The sequence below is a fragment of the Natrarchaeobius versutus genome, assembly GCF_041205745.1.
Lineage (GTDB): Archaea > Halobacteriota > Halobacteria > Halobacteriales > Natrialbaceae > Natrarchaeobius > Natrarchaeobius versutus.
On sequence record NZ_JBGFCC010000001.1, the window covers coordinates 281,485 to 300,325 of the forward strand.

At 63.7% G+C, this 18,841-nt stretch carries 19 protein-coding genes; 17 read left to right on the forward strand and 2 right to left on the reverse strand.

What is annotated here, in order from left to right; translation table 11 throughout:
- The first annotated feature begins 34 nt into the window (after nucleotides 1-34).
- The 5 genes from AB7C87_RS01365 to AB7C87_RS01385 all read left to right on the forward strand — a co-directional run bounded on the left by AB7C87_RS01365 (nucleotide 35) and on the right by AB7C87_RS01385 (nucleotide 7,116).
- A complete protein-coding gene (locus AB7C87_RS01365; protein WP_369727607.1) occupies nucleotides 35-2,239 on the forward strand; it encodes a bacterio-opsin activator domain-containing protein in 2,205 nt (734 codons plus the stop codon).
- A 297-nt stretch (nucleotides 2,240-2,536) separates the two neighbouring features.
- Complete coding sequence (gene acs, locus AB7C87_RS01370; RefSeq protein WP_369727608.1) at nucleotides 2,537-4,513, forward strand: acetate--CoA ligase; 1,977 nt, start codon at nucleotides 2,537-2,539, stop codon at nucleotides 4,511-4,513.
- 52 nt (nucleotides 4,514-4,565) lie between these two features.
- The gene (locus AB7C87_RS01375; RefSeq protein WP_369727609.1) at nucleotides 4,566-4,967 is read left to right on the forward strand and encodes a DUF4212 domain-containing protein; all 402 of its coding nucleotides are present in this window, start codon (nucleotides 4,566-4,568) and stop codon (nucleotides 4,965-4,967) included.
- On the forward strand, nucleotides 4,967-6,652 hold the full coding sequence (locus AB7C87_RS01380) for a solute symporter family protein (RefSeq protein WP_369727610.1): 1,686 nt from the start codon (nucleotides 4,967-4,969) through the stop codon (nucleotides 6,650-6,652). The genes AB7C87_RS01375 and AB7C87_RS01380 overlap by 1 nt, the downstream gene beginning before the upstream one ends.
- 2 nt (nucleotides 6,653-6,654) lie before the next feature.
- Nucleotides 6,655-7,116, forward strand: a complete 462-nt coding sequence (locus AB7C87_RS01385) for a universal stress protein (RefSeq protein WP_369727611.1) — start codon at nucleotides 6,655-6,657, stop codon at nucleotides 7,114-7,116.
- A 116-nt stretch (nucleotides 7,117-7,232) separates the two neighbouring features.
- Here the strand turns inward: AB7C87_RS01385 and AB7C87_RS01390 are convergent, their stop codons facing one another.
- Nucleotides 7,233-7,463 carry a DUF8119 family protein gene (locus AB7C87_RS01390; RefSeq protein WP_369727612.1) on the reverse strand — a complete coding sequence of 77 codons (231 nt, stop codon included), beginning with the start codon at nucleotides 7,461-7,463 and terminating at the stop codon, nucleotides 7,233-7,235.
- Between the two features lie 116 nt (nucleotides 7,464-7,579).
- On the opposite strand from AB7C87_RS01390, the gene AB7C87_RS01395 reads away from it, so the two are divergent.
- From AB7C87_RS01395 to AB7C87_RS01430, 8 genes are all read left to right on the forward strand, one after another.
- Complete coding sequence (locus tag AB7C87_RS01395) at nucleotides 7,580-8,131, forward strand: tRNA (cytidine(56)-2'-O)-methyltransferase (protein ID WP_369727613.1); 552 nt, start codon at nucleotides 7,580-7,582, stop codon at nucleotides 8,129-8,131.
- Nucleotides 8,132-8,316: 185 nt separating this feature from the next.
- The gene (locus AB7C87_RS01400) at nucleotides 8,317-8,565 is read left to right on the forward strand and encodes a hypothetical protein (RefSeq protein ID WP_369727614.1); all 249 of its coding nucleotides are present in this window, start codon (nucleotides 8,317-8,319) and stop codon (nucleotides 8,563-8,565) included.
- Between the two features lie 81 nt (nucleotides 8,566-8,646).
- Nucleotides 8,647-8,886: a hypothetical protein gene (locus AB7C87_RS01405; protein ID WP_369727615.1), complete on the forward strand. Its 240-nt coding sequence runs from the start codon at nucleotides 8,647-8,649 to the stop codon at nucleotides 8,884-8,886.
- A 210-nt stretch (nucleotides 8,887-9,096) separates the two neighbouring features.
- Nucleotides 9,097-9,306, forward strand: a complete 210-nt coding sequence (locus AB7C87_RS01410) for a hypothetical protein (protein ID WP_369727616.1) — start codon at nucleotides 9,097-9,099, stop codon at nucleotides 9,304-9,306.
- Nucleotides 9,307-9,585: 279 nt separating this feature from the next.
- Nucleotides 9,586-9,840, forward strand: a complete 255-nt coding sequence (locus AB7C87_RS01415) for an amphi-Trp domain-containing protein (protein WP_369727617.1) — start codon at nucleotides 9,586-9,588, stop codon at nucleotides 9,838-9,840.
- Between the two features lie 130 nt (nucleotides 9,841-9,970).
- Nucleotides 9,971-10,495 carry a transcription factor gene (locus AB7C87_RS01420; RefSeq protein ID WP_369727618.1) on the forward strand — a complete coding sequence of 175 codons (525 nt, stop codon included), beginning with the start codon at nucleotides 9,971-9,973 and terminating at the stop codon, nucleotides 10,493-10,495.
- Complete coding sequence (locus tag AB7C87_RS01425; protein WP_369727619.1) at nucleotides 10,495-11,196, forward strand: DUF2110 family protein; 702 nt, start codon at nucleotides 10,495-10,497, stop codon at nucleotides 11,194-11,196. Before AB7C87_RS01420 ends, AB7C87_RS01425 begins: the two co-directional genes overlap by 1 nt.
- Nucleotide 11,197: 1 nt before the next feature.
- Nucleotides 11,198-11,971: a DUF5803 family protein gene (locus tag AB7C87_RS01430; protein WP_369727620.1), complete on the forward strand. Its 774-nt coding sequence runs from the start codon at nucleotides 11,198-11,200 to the stop codon at nucleotides 11,969-11,971.
- Between the two features lie 116 nt (nucleotides 11,972-12,087).
- Here the strand turns inward: AB7C87_RS01430 and AB7C87_RS01435 are convergent, their stop codons facing one another.
- Nucleotides 12,088-12,549: a chemotaxis protein CheW gene (locus tag AB7C87_RS01435; RefSeq protein ID WP_369727621.1), complete on the reverse strand. Its 462-nt coding sequence runs from the start codon at nucleotides 12,547-12,549 to the stop codon at nucleotides 12,088-12,090.
- 124 nt (nucleotides 12,550-12,673) lie between these two features.
- On the opposite strand from AB7C87_RS01435, the gene AB7C87_RS01440 reads away from it, so the two are divergent.
- The 4 genes from AB7C87_RS01440 to AB7C87_RS01455 all read left to right on the forward strand — a co-directional run bounded on the left by AB7C87_RS01440 (nucleotide 12,674) and on the right by AB7C87_RS01455 (nucleotide 18,838).
- Complete coding sequence (locus AB7C87_RS01440) at nucleotides 12,674-13,414, forward strand: chemotaxis protein CheW (RefSeq protein WP_369727622.1); 741 nt, start codon at nucleotides 12,674-12,676, stop codon at nucleotides 13,412-13,414.
- 147 nt (nucleotides 13,415-13,561) lie between these two features.
- The gene (gene cheY / locus AB7C87_RS01445) at nucleotides 13,562-13,924 is read left to right on the forward strand and encodes a chemotaxis protein CheY (protein ID WP_369727623.1); all 363 of its coding nucleotides are present in this window, start codon (nucleotides 13,562-13,564) and stop codon (nucleotides 13,922-13,924) included.
- On the forward strand, nucleotides 13,921-15,099 hold the full coding sequence (gene cheB, locus AB7C87_RS01450) for a chemotaxis-specific protein-glutamate methyltransferase CheB (protein ID WP_369727624.1): 1,179 nt from the start codon (nucleotides 13,921-13,923) through the stop codon (nucleotides 15,097-15,099). Before cheY ends, cheB begins: the two co-directional genes overlap by 4 nt.
- Nucleotides 15,092-18,838 carry an ATP-binding protein gene (locus tag AB7C87_RS01455; RefSeq protein WP_369727625.1) on the forward strand — a complete coding sequence of 1,249 codons (3,747 nt, stop codon included), beginning with the start codon at nucleotides 15,092-15,094 and terminating at the stop codon, nucleotides 18,836-18,838. The genes cheB and AB7C87_RS01455 overlap by 8 nt, the downstream gene beginning before the upstream one ends.
- Nucleotides 18,839-18,841 lie beyond the last annotated feature (3 nt).

The window sequence follows — 18,841 nt, forward strand, 5'->3', positions numbered from 1 at the left end:
ACAATTATGTTCGCACTCCTTGAATGGCCGAAAGATGAACGTGGCGGGCGACGCGTCGACGCTCTCGAGTCGAGCGTACGAGACGGTACTCGACGGCGCCGAGACCTACCGCGAGGCGCTCGTCGTCCGTCTCTGTGGCGAAGTCGGGCTCAGGCCGGCGGAACTCGTTCGGCTGACGGTCGACGACGTCGAACAGGTTCGGATCGATCCGCCGCGATACCTCGTCAGGATTCCCGGGGACGAAGACCGCGGACGACGAACCGCCTACCTTCCAACTCACGTCGAACGGGAGCTTCGACGGTACGCCCGAAGCAACGGCCTCACCGCCGACGACCGGATCTTCTCCGTGACGCCGCGTCGCCTCCAGATGCTCGTCTCCGACGTGGCCGACCGGGCGAGCGAGTTCCACGACGAACCGGCCCTCGCCGACGTCTCGACGAACGATCTCAGACGGTTCTTCGCGCGACGTGCGCTCGTCGACCACGACGTCAATCCGCGAGCGGTGAAAGCCGCCGGCGGCTGGCGGAGCTTCGAGGCGCTCGAGACGTATCTGCGCGATCCGACCGACTCGGAACTCGTCGACGCCTTCGAAGCCGTCGAACGGCCATCGCAGATGCGCTCGGGGGAGACGAATAGCCGACCCGGTTCGGCGGTCAGCGACGACAGCGTCGTCCGCCTGTTGCTCGCCGCGAGCGATCGGTACGCGCTCGTGCGTCTCGACGCCGAAGGGTACGTCGACCGCTGGAACCGGAGCGCGGCCGCGCTGTTTGGCTACCGGGCCGGCGAGATCGTGGGCACACACGTCTCGACGTTTTATACCGACGACGCCGTCGACGACGGCGTCCCCGACCGCGTCCTCTCTACCGCACTCGAGGAGTCGGGTCACGAGGTCGACGGCTGGCGAGTCCACGAGGACGGGACCCGATTTCGCGCGACCGAAGTCGTCGTCGCCCTTCGGGATGACCACGGACGCCACCGCGGGTTCGCCGTCTTCGTCCGGGACGTCTCGAGGACCTACGATCGCATAGCGAAGCTCCGGGCCGACCTGGAGGAACTCGAGCGCCGGGAGCGCGTCGCCCGCTGTCACCGTGACGTCACCCGGGCGCTACTCGAATCGGACGATCACGAGGAACTCGAGACGAACGTCTGTACCGCCCTCGTGGCCGGCGACGTCTACGCGTTCGCCTGGATCGACCGATCGACGTTCACGGACGGCCGCCGGGAGTGGCGCGCCTCGAGTGGCATCCAACCCGGAGACGTCGATCGGATCATTCCGAAGGAGTGGAGAACGGACCGAAGCGGGCGCTCGAGCGATCCCGAAGGCCGTGTGACGGTTGCGAGTGGAGTGTCGGCGAAACTCGGCGGCGATGCGTTCGACGGGACACTCGCACGGGTCGCGCTGTCGTCGGGTGAGACGACCTACGGTACGTTGACGGTCGGCACCGACCGAACCGACGCGTTCGAGGAGGACGAACGCCGGTGGCTCGAGACGGTCGGACGGCAGGTCGGCGCCGCGATCGGCGCGATTCGGCGACGAACGCACATGCGTTCCGATCGCGTTGTCGAACTCGAGATCGCCTGTCGCGACGCCGATTCGTTTTTCGTCGACGCCTCGGACCGACTGGGGTGTCGGTTCGAACTCGACTCGCTCGTTCCGGTCGCCGAGTCGACCCAACTGTACTACCTCCAACTCGAGGGAGCCTCCCCCGCCGAGGCGTTCGATCTCGCGGTAGAAGACGCAAGCGTCGAGGAGTTTCGGCTGATCGACGCCGGCAAAAGCAGTTCTCGCGTCGAGTTCGTCCTCGAGGGTCCGTCGCCGGCGCTGACGCTGACCGAGTACGGCGCGACGGTCACGGAAGCGGTCTTCGAGGACGGAACCACGACGATCACCGCGGAGTGTGGCGTCGACGCCGACATTCGGACGATCGTCGACGGCCTCCGGGCCGTCTACCCGGACTCGAGTCTGATCGGCAAACGCGAGACCGAGCGAGCCGTTCGGACGGCACGTGAGTACAGAGAGGGTCTCGAGGATCGACTCACGGACCGCCAGGAGGCCGCGCTCCGGGCGGCGTACTTCGCCGGTTACTACGACTGGCCCCGCGAGAGCACCGCCGAGGAGGTCGCGGATGCGATGGGGGTCACCTCGCCGACGTTGCACAGCCACCTGCGAAAGGGCCAACACGAACTGCTTCGGACGTTCTTCGACGGCCTCGAGGCGACCGGTCCCGGCCCGTCGTGACGGATATCGGCGGAACTGTCGCATCCATCGACCGCCGGTGTCCATCCGATCGGACGCCTGTGGTGTGATCGGTGTCGAAATGGTTCGTCGATGCTATAACCTTCTAGAGTCCGACGGTCGTTCGCCGACGAACGTGCGCCAGAGATGATGGGAATTCAATCGTTCTCGAGTGAGAATCGGCATTTTCGCGACGAGTTCGACCGCAGACCGTCGCCAAATCCAGGTCGTTACCGCGAGGAATTTTGTACAACTAGAGGTCAGCTTTACTATCACGGTTGTGCATTGATTGGACGTAACATGACACAGGAGGAAGCCAGCCTCGAGGCGAGACTCGAAGAACAGGAGCAGTTCGAGCCCCCCGAGTCGTTCGTCGAGCAGGCGAACGTCTCGGATCCGGGAATCTACGACGAGTTCGAGGAACACTGGCCCGAGTGCTGGGAGCGGGCGGCGGATCTGCTCTCGTGGGACACCCCCTACGAGACGGTCCTCGAGGACGGCGATGCGCCGTTTTACGAGTGGTTTACCGGCGGCGAGTTGAACGCCTCCTACAACTGTCTCGACCGTCACGTAGAGGGGGGCGCGGAGGATCGCACCGCGATCACGTGGGAAGGCGAACCCGGCGAGACGCGGACGTATACCTACGGGGAACTCTTGGACGAGGTGGAGGCGTTCGCCGCGACGCTTCGCGATCTCGGCGTCGAGGCCGACGACGTCGTCACCCTCTACATGCCGATGATCCCCGAACTCCCGATCGCGATGCTCGCGTGTGCCCGTATCGGCGCGCCACACAGCGTCGTCTTCGCGGGCTTTTCGGCGGACGCACTCGCGACGCGGATGAACGCCGCCGACAGCGAGTACCTGGTCACCTGCGACGGCTACTACCGACGCGGCGACGCGCTCGACCACATCTCGAAGGCCAACGAGGGCCTCGAGGGCGTCGACCACGAGGTGTCGGACGTCGTGGTCGTCGATCGGCTGGACGACGCGCTCGAGCACTCGCTGGCGTCGAACCAACACGACTACGCCGAACTCGTCGACGAGCACGAGGGCGCCTCGGTCGAGCCGGTAACCCGGGACGCCGAGGATATGCTGTTCCTGATGTACACGTCGGGGACGACGGGCCAACCGAAGGGCGTCAAGCACACGACCGGCGGCTACCTCGCGTACACCGCCTGGACGAGCCAGGCAGTCCTCGACGTGAAACCCGAGGACACCTACTGGTGTGCGGCCGACATCGGCTGGATCACGGGCCACTCCTACATCGTCTACGGCCCGCTCGCGCTCGGAACGACGACGGTGATGTACGAGGGGACGCCCGACTACCCCGAAAAGGACCGACTCTGGGAGATCGTCGAGACCAACGAGGTCGACATCTTCTACACGGCGCCGACGGCGATCCGGGCGTTCATGAAGTGGGGCAAAGAGTATCCCGAGGGACACGATCTGTCCTCGCTTCGTCTGCTCGGAACGGTCGGGGAGCCGATCAATCCCCGGGCGTGGAAGTGGTACTACCAGCACATCGGCGACGAGGAGTGTCCGATCGTCGACACCTGGTGGCAGACCGAGACGGGCGGGATGATGATCACGACGCTTCCGGGAGTCAACACGATGAAACCCGGGTCCGCCGGACCGCCGTTACCCGGCATCGACGCCCGAGTCGTCGACGCCAACGGCGAGGAAGTCGACGCCGGCCAGGCGGGCTACGTGACGGTCGACAGACCGTGGCCCGGCATGCTTCGGACGCTGTACCAGAACGACGAGCGGTTCCTCGCCGAGTACTGGCAGGAGTACTCCGACGAGGACGCAGACGAGTGGGTCTACTTCCCGGAGGACGGCGCGAAGATCGACGACGACGGCTACATCACCATCCTCGGTCGCGTCGACGACGTGATCAACGTCTCCGGCCACCGGCTCGGCACGATGGAGATCGAATCCGCCGTCGTCGGCGTCGAGGGCGTCGCCGAAGCCGCCGTCGTCGGCGGCGACCACGAGGTCAAAGGCGAAGCCGTCTACGTCTACGCCATCCCCGAGGACGGCTACGACGCCGGCGACGAACTCGAGGAGCGTGCGATCCAGGGCGTCGTCGACTCGATCGGCCCCATCGCGAAACCCGAAGAAGTGGTCTTCACGCCGGAACTGCCGAAGACGCGCTCGGGCAAGATCATGCGCCGACTCCTCGAGGACATCGCGAGTGGAAACGAACTCGGTAACACCTCGACCCTGCGAAACCCCGACGTCGTCGACGACATTGCGGAACAGGTCGAAGACGACTAACCATTCGGCTTCTCCTTCGCTCGACGGTGGAGGGCCGGGACCGAACACAATAATGTCAAAAGATCAACCACAATCAGCCGACGCCGTCGAAACTGATGGCGGGGCTACGACGGAAGCGTACCTCGACGAGGAGATAAACATATTCAAGCCAGCGACGCCGTTCATGCGCGATCACCTGCGAGTGATCTGGCTCTCGTTCGTGGCGTGGATCCTCGTCGTCTTCGGCCCGACGACCGCAATTCTGGTCGCACCGGGTTTCATGACCGAGACGACGGTCCTCGGAGGATTCCCGCTTCATTTCTTCCTGGCGGCGATCGTCACGCCACTCGGTGCACTGTTGTTGTCCGTCGCCTACGCGACCCAGCGTGACAGACTCGACACCAAGTACGGCATCAGCCACGAGGCAGAGACGGACGCGAGTGACGCCGTCGCGACCGATGGAGGTGACGACTGATGCTCGAGGCGATAGCCGGGACGCTCCCGGGGATACTCGAACCGGTCGTGCTCCAGGAGACGGCGCTCGACGTCGGCGAGTTCAAGCTCGTTCCGGCGCTGATGGTCGTCGTGATGCTGGCGCTGTTTCTCGGCGTCGGCTACTTCTTCCGGGTCGCGGCGGTCGACGAACTGTGGGTCGCGGGACGATCGATCGGGAGCGTCGAGAACGGGATGGCGATCGGCGCCAACTGGATGAGTGCCGCGTCGTATCTCGGCGTCGCCGCGCTTGTCGCGACGCTTGGTTACTTCGGGCTGGCGTACGTCGTCGGCTGGACGACGGGGTATTTCATCCTCCTGATCTTCATGGCCGCACAGTTTCGCCGCTTCGGCAAGTACACCGCTCCCGACTTCGTCGGCGATCGGTTTTACTCCGACTGGGCCCGGGGCATCGCCGCGTTCACGACGCTCGCGATCGCGTTTACCTACGCGATCGGGCAGGCCAGCGGGATGGGGCTGATGGCCCAGTACATCTTCGGCGTCTCCTACGAGGTCGGCGTCGTCCTGCTCATGGCCGTGACGATCGGCTACGTCGCGCTCTCGGGGATGCTCGGAACGACGAAGAACATGGCGATCCAGTACGTCATCCTCATTATCGCGTTCACACTGGGCCTCTACGCCACGGGCTGGGTCGAAAACTGGTCGATCGCTCTGCCCTATCTCGAGGCCGGGCCCCAAGTCGCGGAGGCGGCGAGCCTCGAGGCACAGTTCGTCGAACCGTTTGCCAACGTCGGCTACTACGGCTGGATTGCGCTCGCCTTTAGCCTGATCGTCGGCACCTGTGGCCTGCCACACGTTCTCGTTCGGTTCTACACCGTCGACAACGAGCGGACCGCCCGCTGGTCGACCGTCTGGGGACTGTTCTTCATCTGCCTGCTCTACTGGGGAACGGCTACCTATGCCGCCTTCGGTGGATTGCTCTACGACCGCGAGGTCACGGACGGCGGCGGGTTCACCGGGATGTCCGGAGAGGAAGCCGACGCGCTCGTCGTGTTGACCACCCAGCTCGCCGGACTACCGGAGTGGCTCGTCGGACTGGTCGCGGCGGGTGCGGTTGCGGCGGCGCTCGCGACGACGTCGGGACTGTTCATCACGGCCTCCTCGGCGGCGGCACACGACATCTACACCAACCTCTACAGGGAGAACGCGACCCAACGCGAACAGCTGATCGTCGGTCGGACGACGATCCTGGCGATCGGCGCACTCGTGACGCTCATCGGGCTCAACCCGCCGGCGCTCATCGGCGAACTCGTCGCGATGGCGTTCGCGATCGCTGGCACCATCTTCTTCCCGGTGTTCTTCCTCGGTCTCTGGTGGGAGAACACGACGAGAGAGGGTGCGATCGCCGGAATGCTCGTCGGCATGCTCGTCTCCTTCGGCGCGATCGTAAACGACACCGCAATCCCGATGTACACCGGCGTCGACGAGGCGGTGATCCCGACGCTTGCGACCTGGGTACCGGGGACCTCATCGGCGCTGGTCGGCGTACCGATCGTCTTCGCGGTGATCATCGTCGTCTCGAGGCTGACGGACGATCCGCCACAGGAGGTCAAGCGTCTCGTCCGGCAGTGTCACAGCCCCGAACCGATGCACCGGATGGAAACGGCCGAAGACGTCGCCACTGATGGCGGCACCACGGAGGAGTAACCATGTACGATACGATCCTCGTTCCGACGGACGGAAGCGCGGTGGCGGAAAACGCGATCGAACACGCGGTCGACCTCGCGGCGACGTACGACGCCGATCTCCACGCGCTGTACGTCGTCGATCTCAGTGCCATGGACGTCGCGGTCGGCACCGAACAGATCGACCGCCTGAGACAGGGCGACCTGGACGACCTCCCGGAACTCCGCGAACGGGCGAACGACGCGGTCTCACACGTCAGTCAGGCGGCGGTCGAACGCGACCTGAACGTCACGGAGGCCATCGTCGCTGGCAACCCGCACAAACGAATCGCGACGTACGCCGACGACCACGGCGTCGATCTAATCGTCATGGGCTCTGCGGGCCGCGGCGGCGTCCGTCGTGCCCTGCTGGGAAGCGTCGCCGAACGAACGCTCAGGACGACAGACGTCCCCGTCCTCGTCGTGGACGTCCGGGAGGACGACTGACGGATTGGCGAGAAACGCGGGCTCGAGCCAGCGTCGGATTCGTAGCCCGGTTCGACTTCCGACCACGTCCGACTCCCGACCACGTCCCTCCTCGAGAAGGAATTTAACAGTCCGCCTCAGTTCTCCGGTCCGTCGCGTTCTTCCGTCGCGTGCTCGAGGCTCGTGACGAAGCCGAAGTAAGCGACGATCCCGGCGAGCATGAACACGTAATAAGCCCAGTCGGGCCCCTCGAGCACCGCAAAGAGGAGGTGAACCATCGTCACCCAGCCGACGGCGAACACGAGGTCGACGAACATCCCCCACCGCTGGGCTCTGGCCTCCTCGAGCCAGCCGCGAACAGACGTCACGGCTCGATCACCCTCGTTCGCTCGGATTCGGTCATCGACCGATCGATTCGGCGGGGTCGCGAAAAAGCCTGTCGGCAAAACGAAACCCCCTAACCTCGTCCCCGAGTTGATCCGGTATGCACGACGAACCCGAGGTCGCCGTCCTCCGGTTGGGCCACCGGCCCGGCCGCGACGAGCGGATGACGACCCACGTCGGGCTGACCGCCCGCGCCCTCGGCGCTGACCGCGTCTACGTCCCCGACAACGCCGGCCAGTCCCTCGAGACGGTCGCGGACATCACCGACCGGTTCGGGGGGCCGTTTACGGTCGAACTCACGGACTCTCCGAACGCCATTATCCGCGAGTGGGACGGCCAGGTCGTCCACTTGACGATGTATGGCGAACGCGTCCAGGACGTCGAAAGCGAGATTCGGACGGCCCACCGCGAGGACGGGGAGGCGCTGTTGCTCGTCGTCGGCTCGGAGAAGGTTTCCTTCGACGTCTACGAGGCCGCCGACTGGAACGTCGGCGTCACGAACCAACCCCACTCCGAGGTCGCCGGCCTCGCCGTCTTCCTCGACCGGCTGTTCGAGGGGCGAGAACTCGAGCGCGAGTGGACCGAAGCCGAACACCGAGTGATTCCGATGGAGACGGGCAAACGCGTCGAACCGGTCGACGACGATCGGTAGCTTCTCGAGTCAGCCTCACGCCAGTTCTGTCACGCCGTCCTCGCGTCAGGCTCGCCGAGTCGGGCGAAGCACGCGAACCGGCCGGAGAAGCCGTCGTCCGGCCGTCTGCAGGATGCCCGTAACGCCGGTCTCGCGTTCCTCGAGGACGTATCCGGTCCCGACGCGACCGATCGCCCCGACTCGCCGTGGATCCCGAGCAGGCGGTCGAGCTCCCCCGTGGTGAGGGTCGCCCGCGACCGGATTTCGTCGGCCGACAACGGATGATCGGCATCACGAAGCGTCTCGGCCAATCGGCGATTGCACTCGTTCAGTTCGGCGAGTTCCGCCCTCGAGAGGTCGTCTGCTTTCTCGGTTTCAGTCTCTCCGAGGACGTCGCCGTTTTTGGTCTCTCCAGGGACGTCGCTACAGGCCTCGTCGGTCCGAGCGTGGCTTAGGAGACGATCGAGTCCCTCGAGACAGAGCCATGCGCCAAGCGCGAGTAATGCCCAGCCGAGCCAGCCGACGCCACTCTGGAGGTGGCCGAGCCCTCCCCAGCCGACGACTACCCCCAGCGAGATTACGAGGTACCCGAAGTCGACGTCCTAACGTTCCACGAGGTAGCCAAAAAGCGGGGCGATCAGGACGACGGCGACGACCGATCCGACGAGGTCGGTCGCGGCCACCTCGAGGCCGAAAACCGAGAAGACGGCCACGACGAGAACGGCGACGACGATGCTGCCAGAGTCGAATCTGTCCCGTATTTGTCGAACTGCTGAACGGAACATCTGTCGAAGATGCGACTATTTCCCAGGTAAACGTACCGGTCGCTCACGCGCATCTCTCCCCGCGTTGGTCGCGGTGCGAAACGACCACCGTAGTCGGGTGCGCCGTGGCCGGGTCCGACGGCCGGCCGACGGATCCGTCGAGCCCGTCCGACCGCCATCGAATCGGAGTACTTTTTCATCCGTCCGGACCGCACTCTTCGTATGAGTTCGATCGCGTCGTTGCCGAGAACGGCCATAGAGTGGTACCTGTTCGGAGCGATCCTCGTCGTCGTAAACGTCGTGGGCCTGCTCGTGACCGGACACACGTTGCCCGCCGCGTTCGCGATGGGGCTGACGTCCGGGCTCACGCTGGCGCTCGTGGCGGTCTTTCTCGTCGTCGGCTGGCGAACGGTTCGAGGCGAAGACGATTGATACGGTCTGCTGTAACGATTTACCGGTGCGACCGCAGGACGGATCGCGGTCGCACCGAAAATGACTGACAGCAGACCGTATCAGTCATTGGCAGTGAACCGTAGGGCGGGTCGCGGTTGTACCGGTACATCGTTACAACAGACCGCACGAGAGTCGCGGGCACCGCCACACTGTCTCCTCTCAGCGGCTGTCTCGGCCGCCGAACGAGGAGATACCGGGCCGGTCGAACCTGCCTGTTCGTAGCCAAACTATTTGTGTCCGTTCGGTGGCACTCGATCCATGGGCGAAACCACCGCTCACGACGAAGAGGTCTCGCGCGACGAGGCGGCCGACCTGCTCCAGGAACTCGCCCGAGAGATACGCGGCGATACCCACGCCGACGTTCACGTCGGAAACAAGATGTTGACGCTCTCGCCGAGTTCCGTCCTCGAGTACAGGATCGAAGTCGACGAACGCTCGCCGATGCTCGGTGGCGACCGCGAGGAGATCACCGTTTCGCTCGAGTGGGAGGTACACGCCGGAGACGACGCCTGATCGACTGGCAGTCGGTTCCTCGCAGCCGTTGACGGGAGTCTACACCGGGACGCGACGCCGCCCGGCGAGCGGTGGTCGCTCGAGGCGTGGCTCAAAAGACTTAATGGCGATATGGCGCTACGGTTAGGTAATGGCTTTTGAGGACCTGCTCGAGGATCCGGTCATCCAGAAGTACTTACACGAGTTGGTCGGTCCAAAGGGGATGCCCGTCGCGGCCGCACCCCCGGACGGAGAAGTGACCGACGAGGAACTCGCCGAGGATCTGGATCTCGAGTTGAACGACGTCCGCCGGGCGCTGTTTATCCTGTACGAGAACGATCTCGCCAGCTACCGCCGGCTGCGCGATGAGGACTCCGGATGGCTCACGTACCTCTGGACGTTCGAGTACGACAACATCCCGGAGAACTTAGAAGAAGAGATGTACCGCCTCCACGACGCCCTAGAGGATCGTCAGGAGTACGAACGCAACCACGAGTTCTACCTCTGTGAGATCTGTTCGATCCGCTTCGAGTTCGGCGAGGCGATGGACTTCGGCTTCGAATGTCCGGAGTGTGGATCGCCGCTCGAATCGATGGACAACGACAGACTCGTCACCGCGATGGAGGACCGTCTCGCGGCGCTCGAGAACGAACTCAACATCGACGCGGACGCCTGATGGTTGTACTCGCAACGAAGCTGTACGTGGAGGGTGACGCCCGCGAGCGTGCGCTCGATTCGCTCAGGTCCCTGGTCGACAACGAGGTCGGCGACCTCGCAGTCGAGTTCGATCTCGGGGTCAGACACGACGAGTTCCCGTCGGTGACCATCGAAGGCGAAGACGCCACCGTCGCGCGAAACGTCCTTCGCGAGGAGTTCGGCGAGATCGTCCCCGACCTCGAGGCCGGCGAGACCTACGTCGGAACGCTCGAGTCGTGGGACGAGTCGGGATTCGTCCTCGACGCGGGACAGGGAGACGGCGTTCGGATCCCGACCGACGAACTGGGTCTCGGGCCCGGATCGGCCGAGCAGATCCGCGATCGGTACGGCCTAGTCCAGCACGTGCCCTTGCAGTTCGTCTACGGCGGTGCTGACGGGAGCGCGGACGATGACGCCGTCCCCTCACGACTCGCCGATGCTGAACGCGACCGACTCTACGACTGGAGTCGCGGAAACGGCCGGTTGAACGTCAACTGCGCGACGCGCGCGGAGGTTCGTGCGACGCTCAACCGGGCGGGTCACGCACAGGACTACGTCACCGTCGAACGACTCGGCCTCTTAGAACAGAGCGTGGTCTGTACCGAAAGTACCGACCCGCCGGGCTTGCTCGCGAGCGTCGGTGAGTATCTGCCCGCGGAGCTCCGGTGTGTCGTCCCCTAGTATGAACAAACGGCTCGTTCTCGCCGTCGTCGCGGTCGGGTTGCTGGTCGGCTTAGCCGGCTGTTCGATGATCTTTGGCGGCATCTCCGACGAGGAACTCGACCGAGAACAGGAGTACGACGACCTCCGCGATCGGGATGCCGACGTCGCCGTCGACATCGAAGGCGGCGGAATCATCGGAAGCGGCGAGTTCCGGGCGGTATACGACCTGAACGAAACCGAGGAGCTGTCGATGCACCGGTCGAACATCTACCGCGACGAGGCCCTCGACATCCACAGCGTTCGCTACTGGTATCCCAACGATACAGAACTCACCGGCTCGGAACTCGAGATCGATCAGAGTCGCTCGAGTACCGAGGTTCGCGTCCCGGACGGAAACGGGACGCTCGCGATCTCCGGCGAAGCTGGATCGCGCACGTTCCAACTTCCGGCGTACACCGACGGCTCCTACGACCTCACGATTCCCGAGGGGTATCGGACCTCGAACCTGCTGTTTGGCGACGTCAATCCTGGCGGGTACGAGCGAGATATCGTCGACGACCAGGAACGACTAACCTGGGAGAACGTCGACAGCACGGTCTCGGTCCGGTTCTACCGCACACAGGACATCCCGCTGTTCGCCGGACTCGTCGTCGTCGCGGTGGTACTCGGGGGTGCAGGAATCGGCTACTACTACCGACAGGTAAAACGCCTCGAGGAACAACGAAAGGAACTCGGTCTGGACGTCGATATCGAGGACGACGACAACGACGGACCGCCACCCGGCCTTCGGTGAGTCTCGATCGCCGCGACCGTCTCGAGCGCAAGGACAGTCCCGTCCACGGCGTCGACCGATGACCGAACCCGACGGCGGTCAACGGATACGCTCTTCAGTTTCGGGTGCGATTACCGCTACCGGTGCATCTCGTGTTCGTCGAGCCAGACGACTTCCTGACCGTCGAACTCGAAACGTCCCCTGACGAATCGGGCGCTCCTGCGGGCGGGCTCTAAATCCGCTGTCGACACCGTTCTCGTCACGTCGACGTCGTCGACCAGCCAGCCGTACCGGAGGTCGGCCGCGTCCGTCTCAGTGAGGACGAGCAGTTCGGAATCGTCGGCACGATCCGGGGTCCGGTTCGTCGCCCCGAAGATGCGCTGGAGGTCGACGACGCGGATCCGCTCGCCGTCGACCGTCGTCGATCCGGCGTTCCAGGGGTCTTCGGCGTCGTCTAAGGTGGTCGTATCTCCGACGCCGAGTACGGACACGACGGCGTCGACCCGAACGCAGTATCGCTGGTCGGCGAGGCCGAAGCTGAGAACGGTAACCCGGTCCGGTTCGCTGTCGTTTCCATCTCGTTTTGAGAACGATACCATCGTCATCTAACCCGACTCGAGTGTGTAAATAAGTGTTTTGATCAGGGGTGGTCGAACGTGTCATTGGGACATTCAAGCGAGAGTCAACGTTTTATGGCTGGGATTAGATACACGAGTAAGAACGATGGCCCCGGACCTACCCGAAAAGCTCCTCGGAATCGATATCGGTGCCGCGGAGAACCGAAAACAACCCGAAACGGCGAATCGAACGGAAAGGGCGGAGGAACTCGTTCGGTTGGTCCTGTTCGGAATCGGCGAACACAGACTCGCGGTCCCGGTCGACGACGTCAGAACGATCACCGACGTTCCGGACGATCTGACTCGGGTACCGCGTACGCCGCCTGCCATCGAGGGTATGACGGATCTTCGGGGGGAAATAACGGCCGTGATCGACATCACGGCCCACTTTCCCGTCTCCGAGGATCGTCCGGGCCGGGAACAGCTACTCGTCTTCGACACGCCCGGCGACGAACAGTCCGCCGCGGCCAGAATCGACGACGTTCTCAGCGTCGAATCCATCCCCGAACGCGACGTGTTGGCCCCGGACGACGTCGAAAAGCGGGGCTACTCGAGTGAACCGCTCGAGCATCCGTTGGTCGACGCGCTCGTCGAACGCGAACAGCGGTCGCCGCGGCGCCTCCGTAGCGACGAGCAGGCGGGATCGACCACAGAAGCTGTCGCCGGTGTCGCCCAGACAGCTTCGACGACTGATCTCGGCGACGAACCGACCGACGCCTCGACGTCGGGCCGTCCGGAACAGACGACACAGATCGTCGTCGACGTGATTCCGCTGGTCAACGTGGAGAATCTCCTCGCCGCGTCCGGCCACCTCGTCTCCGACCGGGCCACTCGCCGGGAGGCGTAATTCGTCTCTTCTCGCTCAGTCCCCACAGAATTACCGGAGCGATAGCGAGGCGTCGATTTTGGCGCTATCCGATTGTTATCACGATTGATAACCGGGAGACAGCATTTATAGTAGTTCTATTTGTATTATCGGTCGGTGTACTACTGAATGTCGACAGGGGTTCTCATCGTAGACGACTCTCATTTTATGCGGAATCTACTGCGACAAATTTTAGAGCAGGATTACCGCATCATTGGAGAGGCAACGAACGGTGCTGAGGCAGTAAAGCTGTACAAAGAACACGATCCCGACATCGTCATGATGGACATCGTCATGCCGAAGTGTAACGGGATCAAGGCCACCGCGGCGATCAAAAAAATCGACCCGGCCGCCCGCGTGATCATGTGTACGAGCGTCGGGCAACGGGAGAAGATGAAACTCGCGGTGAAAGCCGGTGCGGACGGCTACGTGACGAAACCGTTCGAAGAACCGAGCGTCAGAAAGGCTCTCACGGACGTCGCCGCGGCATGACGCGAGTACTCGTTGTCGACGACTCCCGGTTCATGCGAACGGTTATCGACAACGCACTCACCGGTGGCGGATACGAGGTCGAAACGGCCGAAAACGGAGTCGACGCGCTCGAGGCGGTGTCGACGTTCGATCCCGACGTCGTGACGATGGACGTCGAAATGCCCGAGATGGACGGGATCGAGGCCGTCGAGCGAATTATGGCGACGAATCCGACGCCGATCGTCATGCTCAGTGCGTATACGGAGGCCGGTGCGGAAGCGACCTTGGACGCACTCGAGCGCGGCGCGGTCGATTTTCTCTCGAAACCGGACGGATCCGGATCGAGAAACGTTGCCCACCTCGCGGACGAACTCCTCGAAAAGGTCGAGGCGCTCGACGACGCTGACGTTTCGTCATTGGCCGTCGCGCGAACGACGTCGACCGCGCGATCGGTCCGGTCGACCCAGTCGGGGCAAGTGACCGCGTCCGGAACCGTCACGCAGGCCGGGAGCGACGGGATCGAATCGAACCCGAGTGCCGGTCCAACCGGAACGCAGTCGGCCCAGACGCCGACGGTTCGTCCCGTCGACGTTCCGGCCAACTCGGACGCCGATCCGACCATCGTCGTCGGCGCGTCGACGGGCGGTCCGAAGATCGTCGAGCGACTGCTCGAACGACTCCCGAGAGAACTCGAGGCGAAACTGCTGATCGTCCAGCACATGCCGGCGGCGTTTACCGATCGATTCGCACGGCGCCTCGAGACCGTAAGCGAGTACGACGTTCGGGAGGCGGCCGACGGCGACCGGATCGGCCCCGGAGAGGTCGCCGTCGCCCCAGGCGGGAGCCACCTCGAGGTATCGAACAACGTCTGTGGAAACCTTCGGCTCCGCCTCGACGACGACGATCCGGTCCACGGTGTCAAACCGTCGATCGACGTCACGATGAAAAGCGTCGCCGAACGAGTCACTGACCCGATCTGTGGCGTCGTCTTGACCGGCATGGGCCGGGACGGTGCGGCCGGAATCGAAGCGATCGCCGCCGCCGGCGGACACACGATTGCACAGGACGAAGAAACGAGCCCAGTTTTCGGAATCCCCTGTCAGGCAATTCGGACCGGCTGTGTCGACGACGTCGTTCCTTCGACCGAACTTGCCGAGGAGATCATCGCCACATTCGCGGGTGAGACAGATGACTGAGTACTGGACGGACTTCGTACAGGAGAGTCACGAGCGAATCACCCAGTTGAACAACGCGCTGTTGACCCTCGAGCGGAAGCCGAACGACGAGGACGCAGTCGAGAACATCTTCCGCATCGCACACACGCTCAAGGGCAACTGCGGCGCGGCCGGCCTCGAGTCGGCAAGTGACCTCGCACACGCGATAGAGGATCTCCTCGAGGCAGTCCGCGCCGGCAAGATCGACGTCACGTCCGAACTGATGGACGACGTCTTCGACGCCGTCGACGAACTCGAGACGATGGTCGACGAGGTCGATGCCGACGGCGAAATCGAGACGGATCCATCGCCGACGATCCGGACGCTTCGTGATCATCTCGAGACGTCGGTGACGACGTCGGTCGACCCGCCGGGAGACGAGGAGATCCCTTCGATCCTGTCGCGATTCGATCCACCGGAAGACGGGAGCCACGACGCCTATCTCGCCCGGGTCGCGATCACCGAGGCTGACGTCGACGACTCCGCCCCGACGAACGGATCGTTGGTCGTCGACGCGTTGATCGACGCCTTCGATCTGATCGGGACGGTTCCCTCCGCAGAACGCATCACGGATGGGACGTACGGCGGCCAGTTCGACGCGGTGTTCGGCTGTGCCGTCGGTGAGCGTGCGATCGTCTCCGGACTCGAGTCCGTCGAGGAGGTGACGGCCTTCGAAATCCGCGAGGTGAGCGACGAACTCGCCGCCGCATCTCGAGACGACGATCAGAACCTGCCAGCCGAGGCCGGGATGCTCGCCGAAGACGTCGACCGTGCGGACATCTCTTCGGACGAGGCTCGAGATCTTGGCGTCGACGAACTCCTCGACGAGTTCGACGAGTTCGACGACTTAGACGAGAAAATAAAGGAGGTCGAAGCCGACGAGGACCTCGACGTCTTCGACGAGATGGGCGAGGCCGGTTCGTTCGACGACCTGTTCGAACAGGCCGAAGACGCGTCGGGCGAAGCGACCGACGAGTCCCCATCTCGAGCGGAGGATTCTGACTCCGTCGGCGACTCCGCGTCCGACACGGGCGCGGACGAAGAGGTCGAGGACGCCGAAGCCGTCTTCGCGGAGCTCAAAGAAGAGGTCGACACCGTCGGGTTCGACGAGCTTCAAGAGGAACTCGAGGAACTCGAGTTCGACGAGTTCGACGACGAGGAGGAAGTCAGCATGGACGAACTCCTCGGTGACGAGATAGAAGCGGACGACGGCGCCCTCGGCAGTGACGTTCCCGACGACCAACCGGAAGCGGAGTCGGTCGACGCCGAGGTCACGTTCACCGACGAGCACGTCGATGCTGAGCAGGCCAATCCGATCGAGGACGAGCAGGCCGATCCGATCGAGGACGAGCAGGCCGATCCGATCGAGGACGAGCAGGCCGATCCGATCGAGGACGAGACGGCTGGACCCGGCGATAGCGAAGAGGTCGAGCCGTCTCCCGAATCGGTCGCCGAGGCGGGCGGCGAGTGGACGGTACGCGACGATTCCGTCTCGTCGAATGCGACCAGTGAGGACGATCCCCTCGAGGCCGATTCGGTCGACGCCGGCGATTCGAGCGAGGACGCCGAGGCAGACGACGTCGAACCGACGGCGCCGGATTCGGAGCCAGCATCCGTCGCCTCCACACCCAAGCCTGACGAACCCGACGTATCGACCGAAGACGACGACCGAGAGAAATCCAGCGAACCAGCGGATCTGGCGGAATCGGACGACCGATCGGATCTCGAGGAGTCGGACGAATCCGGCGAATCGACGGACGAACCGTCGGACGAGGAGCTCCCGGACGACGAGTTCGGGGACGTCGCCGACTCCTACGAGCCCGAACTCGTCGATGCGGCGGTTTCGTTCGACGACTCCGAGGATATCAGCTCGCCGATCGACTCGTCGGACGACTCGTTCGGCGACGACGATTCGTTTGGCGACAGCGATGGCGATTCGTTCGGTGGTGTCGACAGCGGGTTCAGTCAGGCCGGTGACGACGGCTTCGACGAGGACGACTCGTTCGCCGCCGACGATAGCTTCGGTGAACCGGACGACTCGTTCGCCGCCGACGATAGCTTCGGTGAAATCGAAGATGACGGGTTCGACGAACCTGACGAGGAGTTCTCGGGCGACGACGGCGGCTTTTCGAACGACGGGTTCGACGAGAGCGGGTTCGCAAACGTCGACGAAACCGGTGGCGCCAACCTCGAGGACAACGAGGTCGACAGCTACTCGTCCTCGACGGAGTCCGACGGTTTCGACGACGCTGATAGCGTCGATACGAGCGCTACCCCTGATTCGACGGCCGACGCCGACGATCCAGTCGATCCCCTCGACCTCGTCGACGACACCCAAGATTCCTTCGAGGAGACCTTCGGCGAGGACGCATTCGACGAGGTGGACGACACCGAGTTCGGGGTCGGGATCGACGACGAGTTCCGCTCGTCCGACGACTCGGGAGAGTCGAGTGACGAACCGGACGAAAGCGAAACCGAAGCCGAAAAAGACGTCCCGAGGATCGTCGACGAACCGTCGCTCGAGATTCCGGATATCACGGTTCCGGACCCGTCCGAGGATCCGGACCGGGATCGGGATGGCGACGGGATTCAGTCCGTCCGGATCGACGTCGATCAGATCGACGAACTGATGACGCTCGTCGAGGGGCTGGTCACGAGCCGCGTCCGTCTGCGTCACGAGGTCGAATCCGACCGAGACTTCCAGGCGATCGAGACCGAACTCGACGATTTGGAAGGGCTGACGACGGAGCTTCAGGAGACCGTCATGGACGTCCGGCTCATCCCGCTCGAGACGGTCGTCAACCGACTTCCGCGGATCGTCCGTGACATCGCACGCGAACAGGACAAGGAAGTCGCTTTCGAGATACGCGGCGAGGACGTCGAACTCGATCGGAGCATTCTCGATCGGATTCGCGATCCGCTGATCCACCTGGTCAGAAACGCGATCGATCACGGTATCGAACCGCCGGACGAACGGGAGGCGGTCGGAAAGCCACGCGAGGGACGCGTCGACGTCACTGCGAGCCGATCGCGCAATCGGGTGACGATCACCGTCTCCGACGATGGAAGCGGGCTCGACCCCGACCGACTTCGGTCGGAAGCGATCGAAGCCGGCGTCCTCTCGGACGAGGAAGCTCGAGAGCTCCCCGACGAACGAACGGCCCACCTCATCTTCCAACCGGGGCTTTCGACCGCGAGTGAAGTCACCGACGTCAGCGGTCGCGGCGTCGGCATGGACGTCGTCAAACGGACGATCGAGGATATGGACGGTACGGTCTCGATCGATAGCGAACCCGGAGACGGTACGACCGTCACGATGACGCTTCCCGTCTCGATCGCGATCGACGACGTCCTGTTCGTCCAAAGCGGTGACGAGGAGTTCGGCATTCCGACCGAGGCCGTCCACGACATCGAAACGGCGGATGGAATCGAAACAGCCGGCGACGAACGGGTGTTTCCCGTCGGCGACGAGACGTACCCCGTAATCGATCTCGAGGAGAGCCTCGAGACGCCGGGGAGTCACGCGAACGGCGACGGTGTTGCGGTTCGGATCCGGGACTCAGTTCGTCCGGTCGTCGTTCACTGCGATGAAGTACACGGACAACAGGAGGTCGTCGTCAAGCCCTTCGAAGGGTTCATGAGCGACGTTCCCGGTTTGAGCGGTGCGACCGTCCGTGGCAGAGGTAAAGTCGTCAACATCATAGACGTAACAACACTATGAACG

Excerpts from the sequence above, each read along its gene's own strand:
- AB7C87_RS01365 (WP_369727607.1), top strand. The coding sequence starts at position 35 with ATGAACGTGGCGGGCGACGCGTCGACGCTCTCGAGTCGAGCGTACGAG.
- acs (WP_369727608.1), top strand. The coding sequence starts at position 2,537 with ATGACACAGGAGGAAGCCAGCCTCGAGGCGAGACTCGAAGAACAGGAG.
- AB7C87_RS01375 (WP_369727609.1), top strand. The coding sequence starts at position 4,566 with ATGTCAAAAGATCAACCACAATCAGCCGACGCCGTCGAAACTGATGGC.
- AB7C87_RS01380 (WP_369727610.1), top strand. The coding sequence starts at position 4,967 with ATGCTCGAGGCGATAGCCGGGACGCTCCCGGGGATACTCGAACCGGTC.
- AB7C87_RS01385 (WP_369727611.1), top strand. The coding sequence starts at position 6,655 with ATGTACGATACGATCCTCGTTCCGACGGACGGAAGCGCGGTGGCGGAA.
- AB7C87_RS01395 (WP_369727613.1), top strand. The coding sequence starts at position 7,580 with ATGCACGACGAACCCGAGGTCGCCGTCCTCCGGTTGGGCCACCGGCCC.
- AB7C87_RS01410 (WP_369727616.1), top strand. The coding sequence starts at position 9,097 with ATGAGTTCGATCGCGTCGTTGCCGAGAACGGCCATAGAGTGGTACCTG.
- AB7C87_RS01415 (WP_369727617.1), top strand. The coding sequence starts at position 9,586 with ATGGGCGAAACCACCGCTCACGACGAAGAGGTCTCGCGCGACGAGGCG.
- AB7C87_RS01420 (WP_369727618.1), top strand. The coding sequence starts at position 9,971 with ATGGCTTTTGAGGACCTGCTCGAGGATCCGGTCATCCAGAAGTACTTA.
- AB7C87_RS01425 (WP_369727619.1), top strand. The coding sequence starts at position 10,495 with ATGGTTGTACTCGCAACGAAGCTGTACGTGGAGGGTGACGCCCGCGAG.
- AB7C87_RS01430 (WP_369727620.1), top strand. The coding sequence starts at position 11,198 with ATGAACAAACGGCTCGTTCTCGCCGTCGTCGCGGTCGGGTTGCTGGTC.
- AB7C87_RS01435 (WP_369727621.1), bottom strand. The coding sequence starts at position 12,549 with ATGGTATCGTTCTCAAAACGAGATGGAAACGACAGCGAACCGGACCGG.
- AB7C87_RS01440 (WP_369727622.1), top strand. The coding sequence starts at position 12,674 with ATGGCCCCGGACCTACCCGAAAAGCTCCTCGGAATCGATATCGGTGCC.
- cheY (WP_369727623.1), top strand. The coding sequence starts at position 13,562 with ATGTCGACAGGGGTTCTCATCGTAGACGACTCTCATTTTATGCGGAAT.
- cheB (WP_369727624.1), top strand. The coding sequence starts at position 13,921 with ATGACGCGAGTACTCGTTGTCGACGACTCCCGGTTCATGCGAACGGTT.
- AB7C87_RS01455 (WP_369727625.1), top strand. The coding sequence starts at position 15,092 with ATGACTGAGTACTGGACGGACTTCGTACAGGAGAGTCACGAGCGAATC.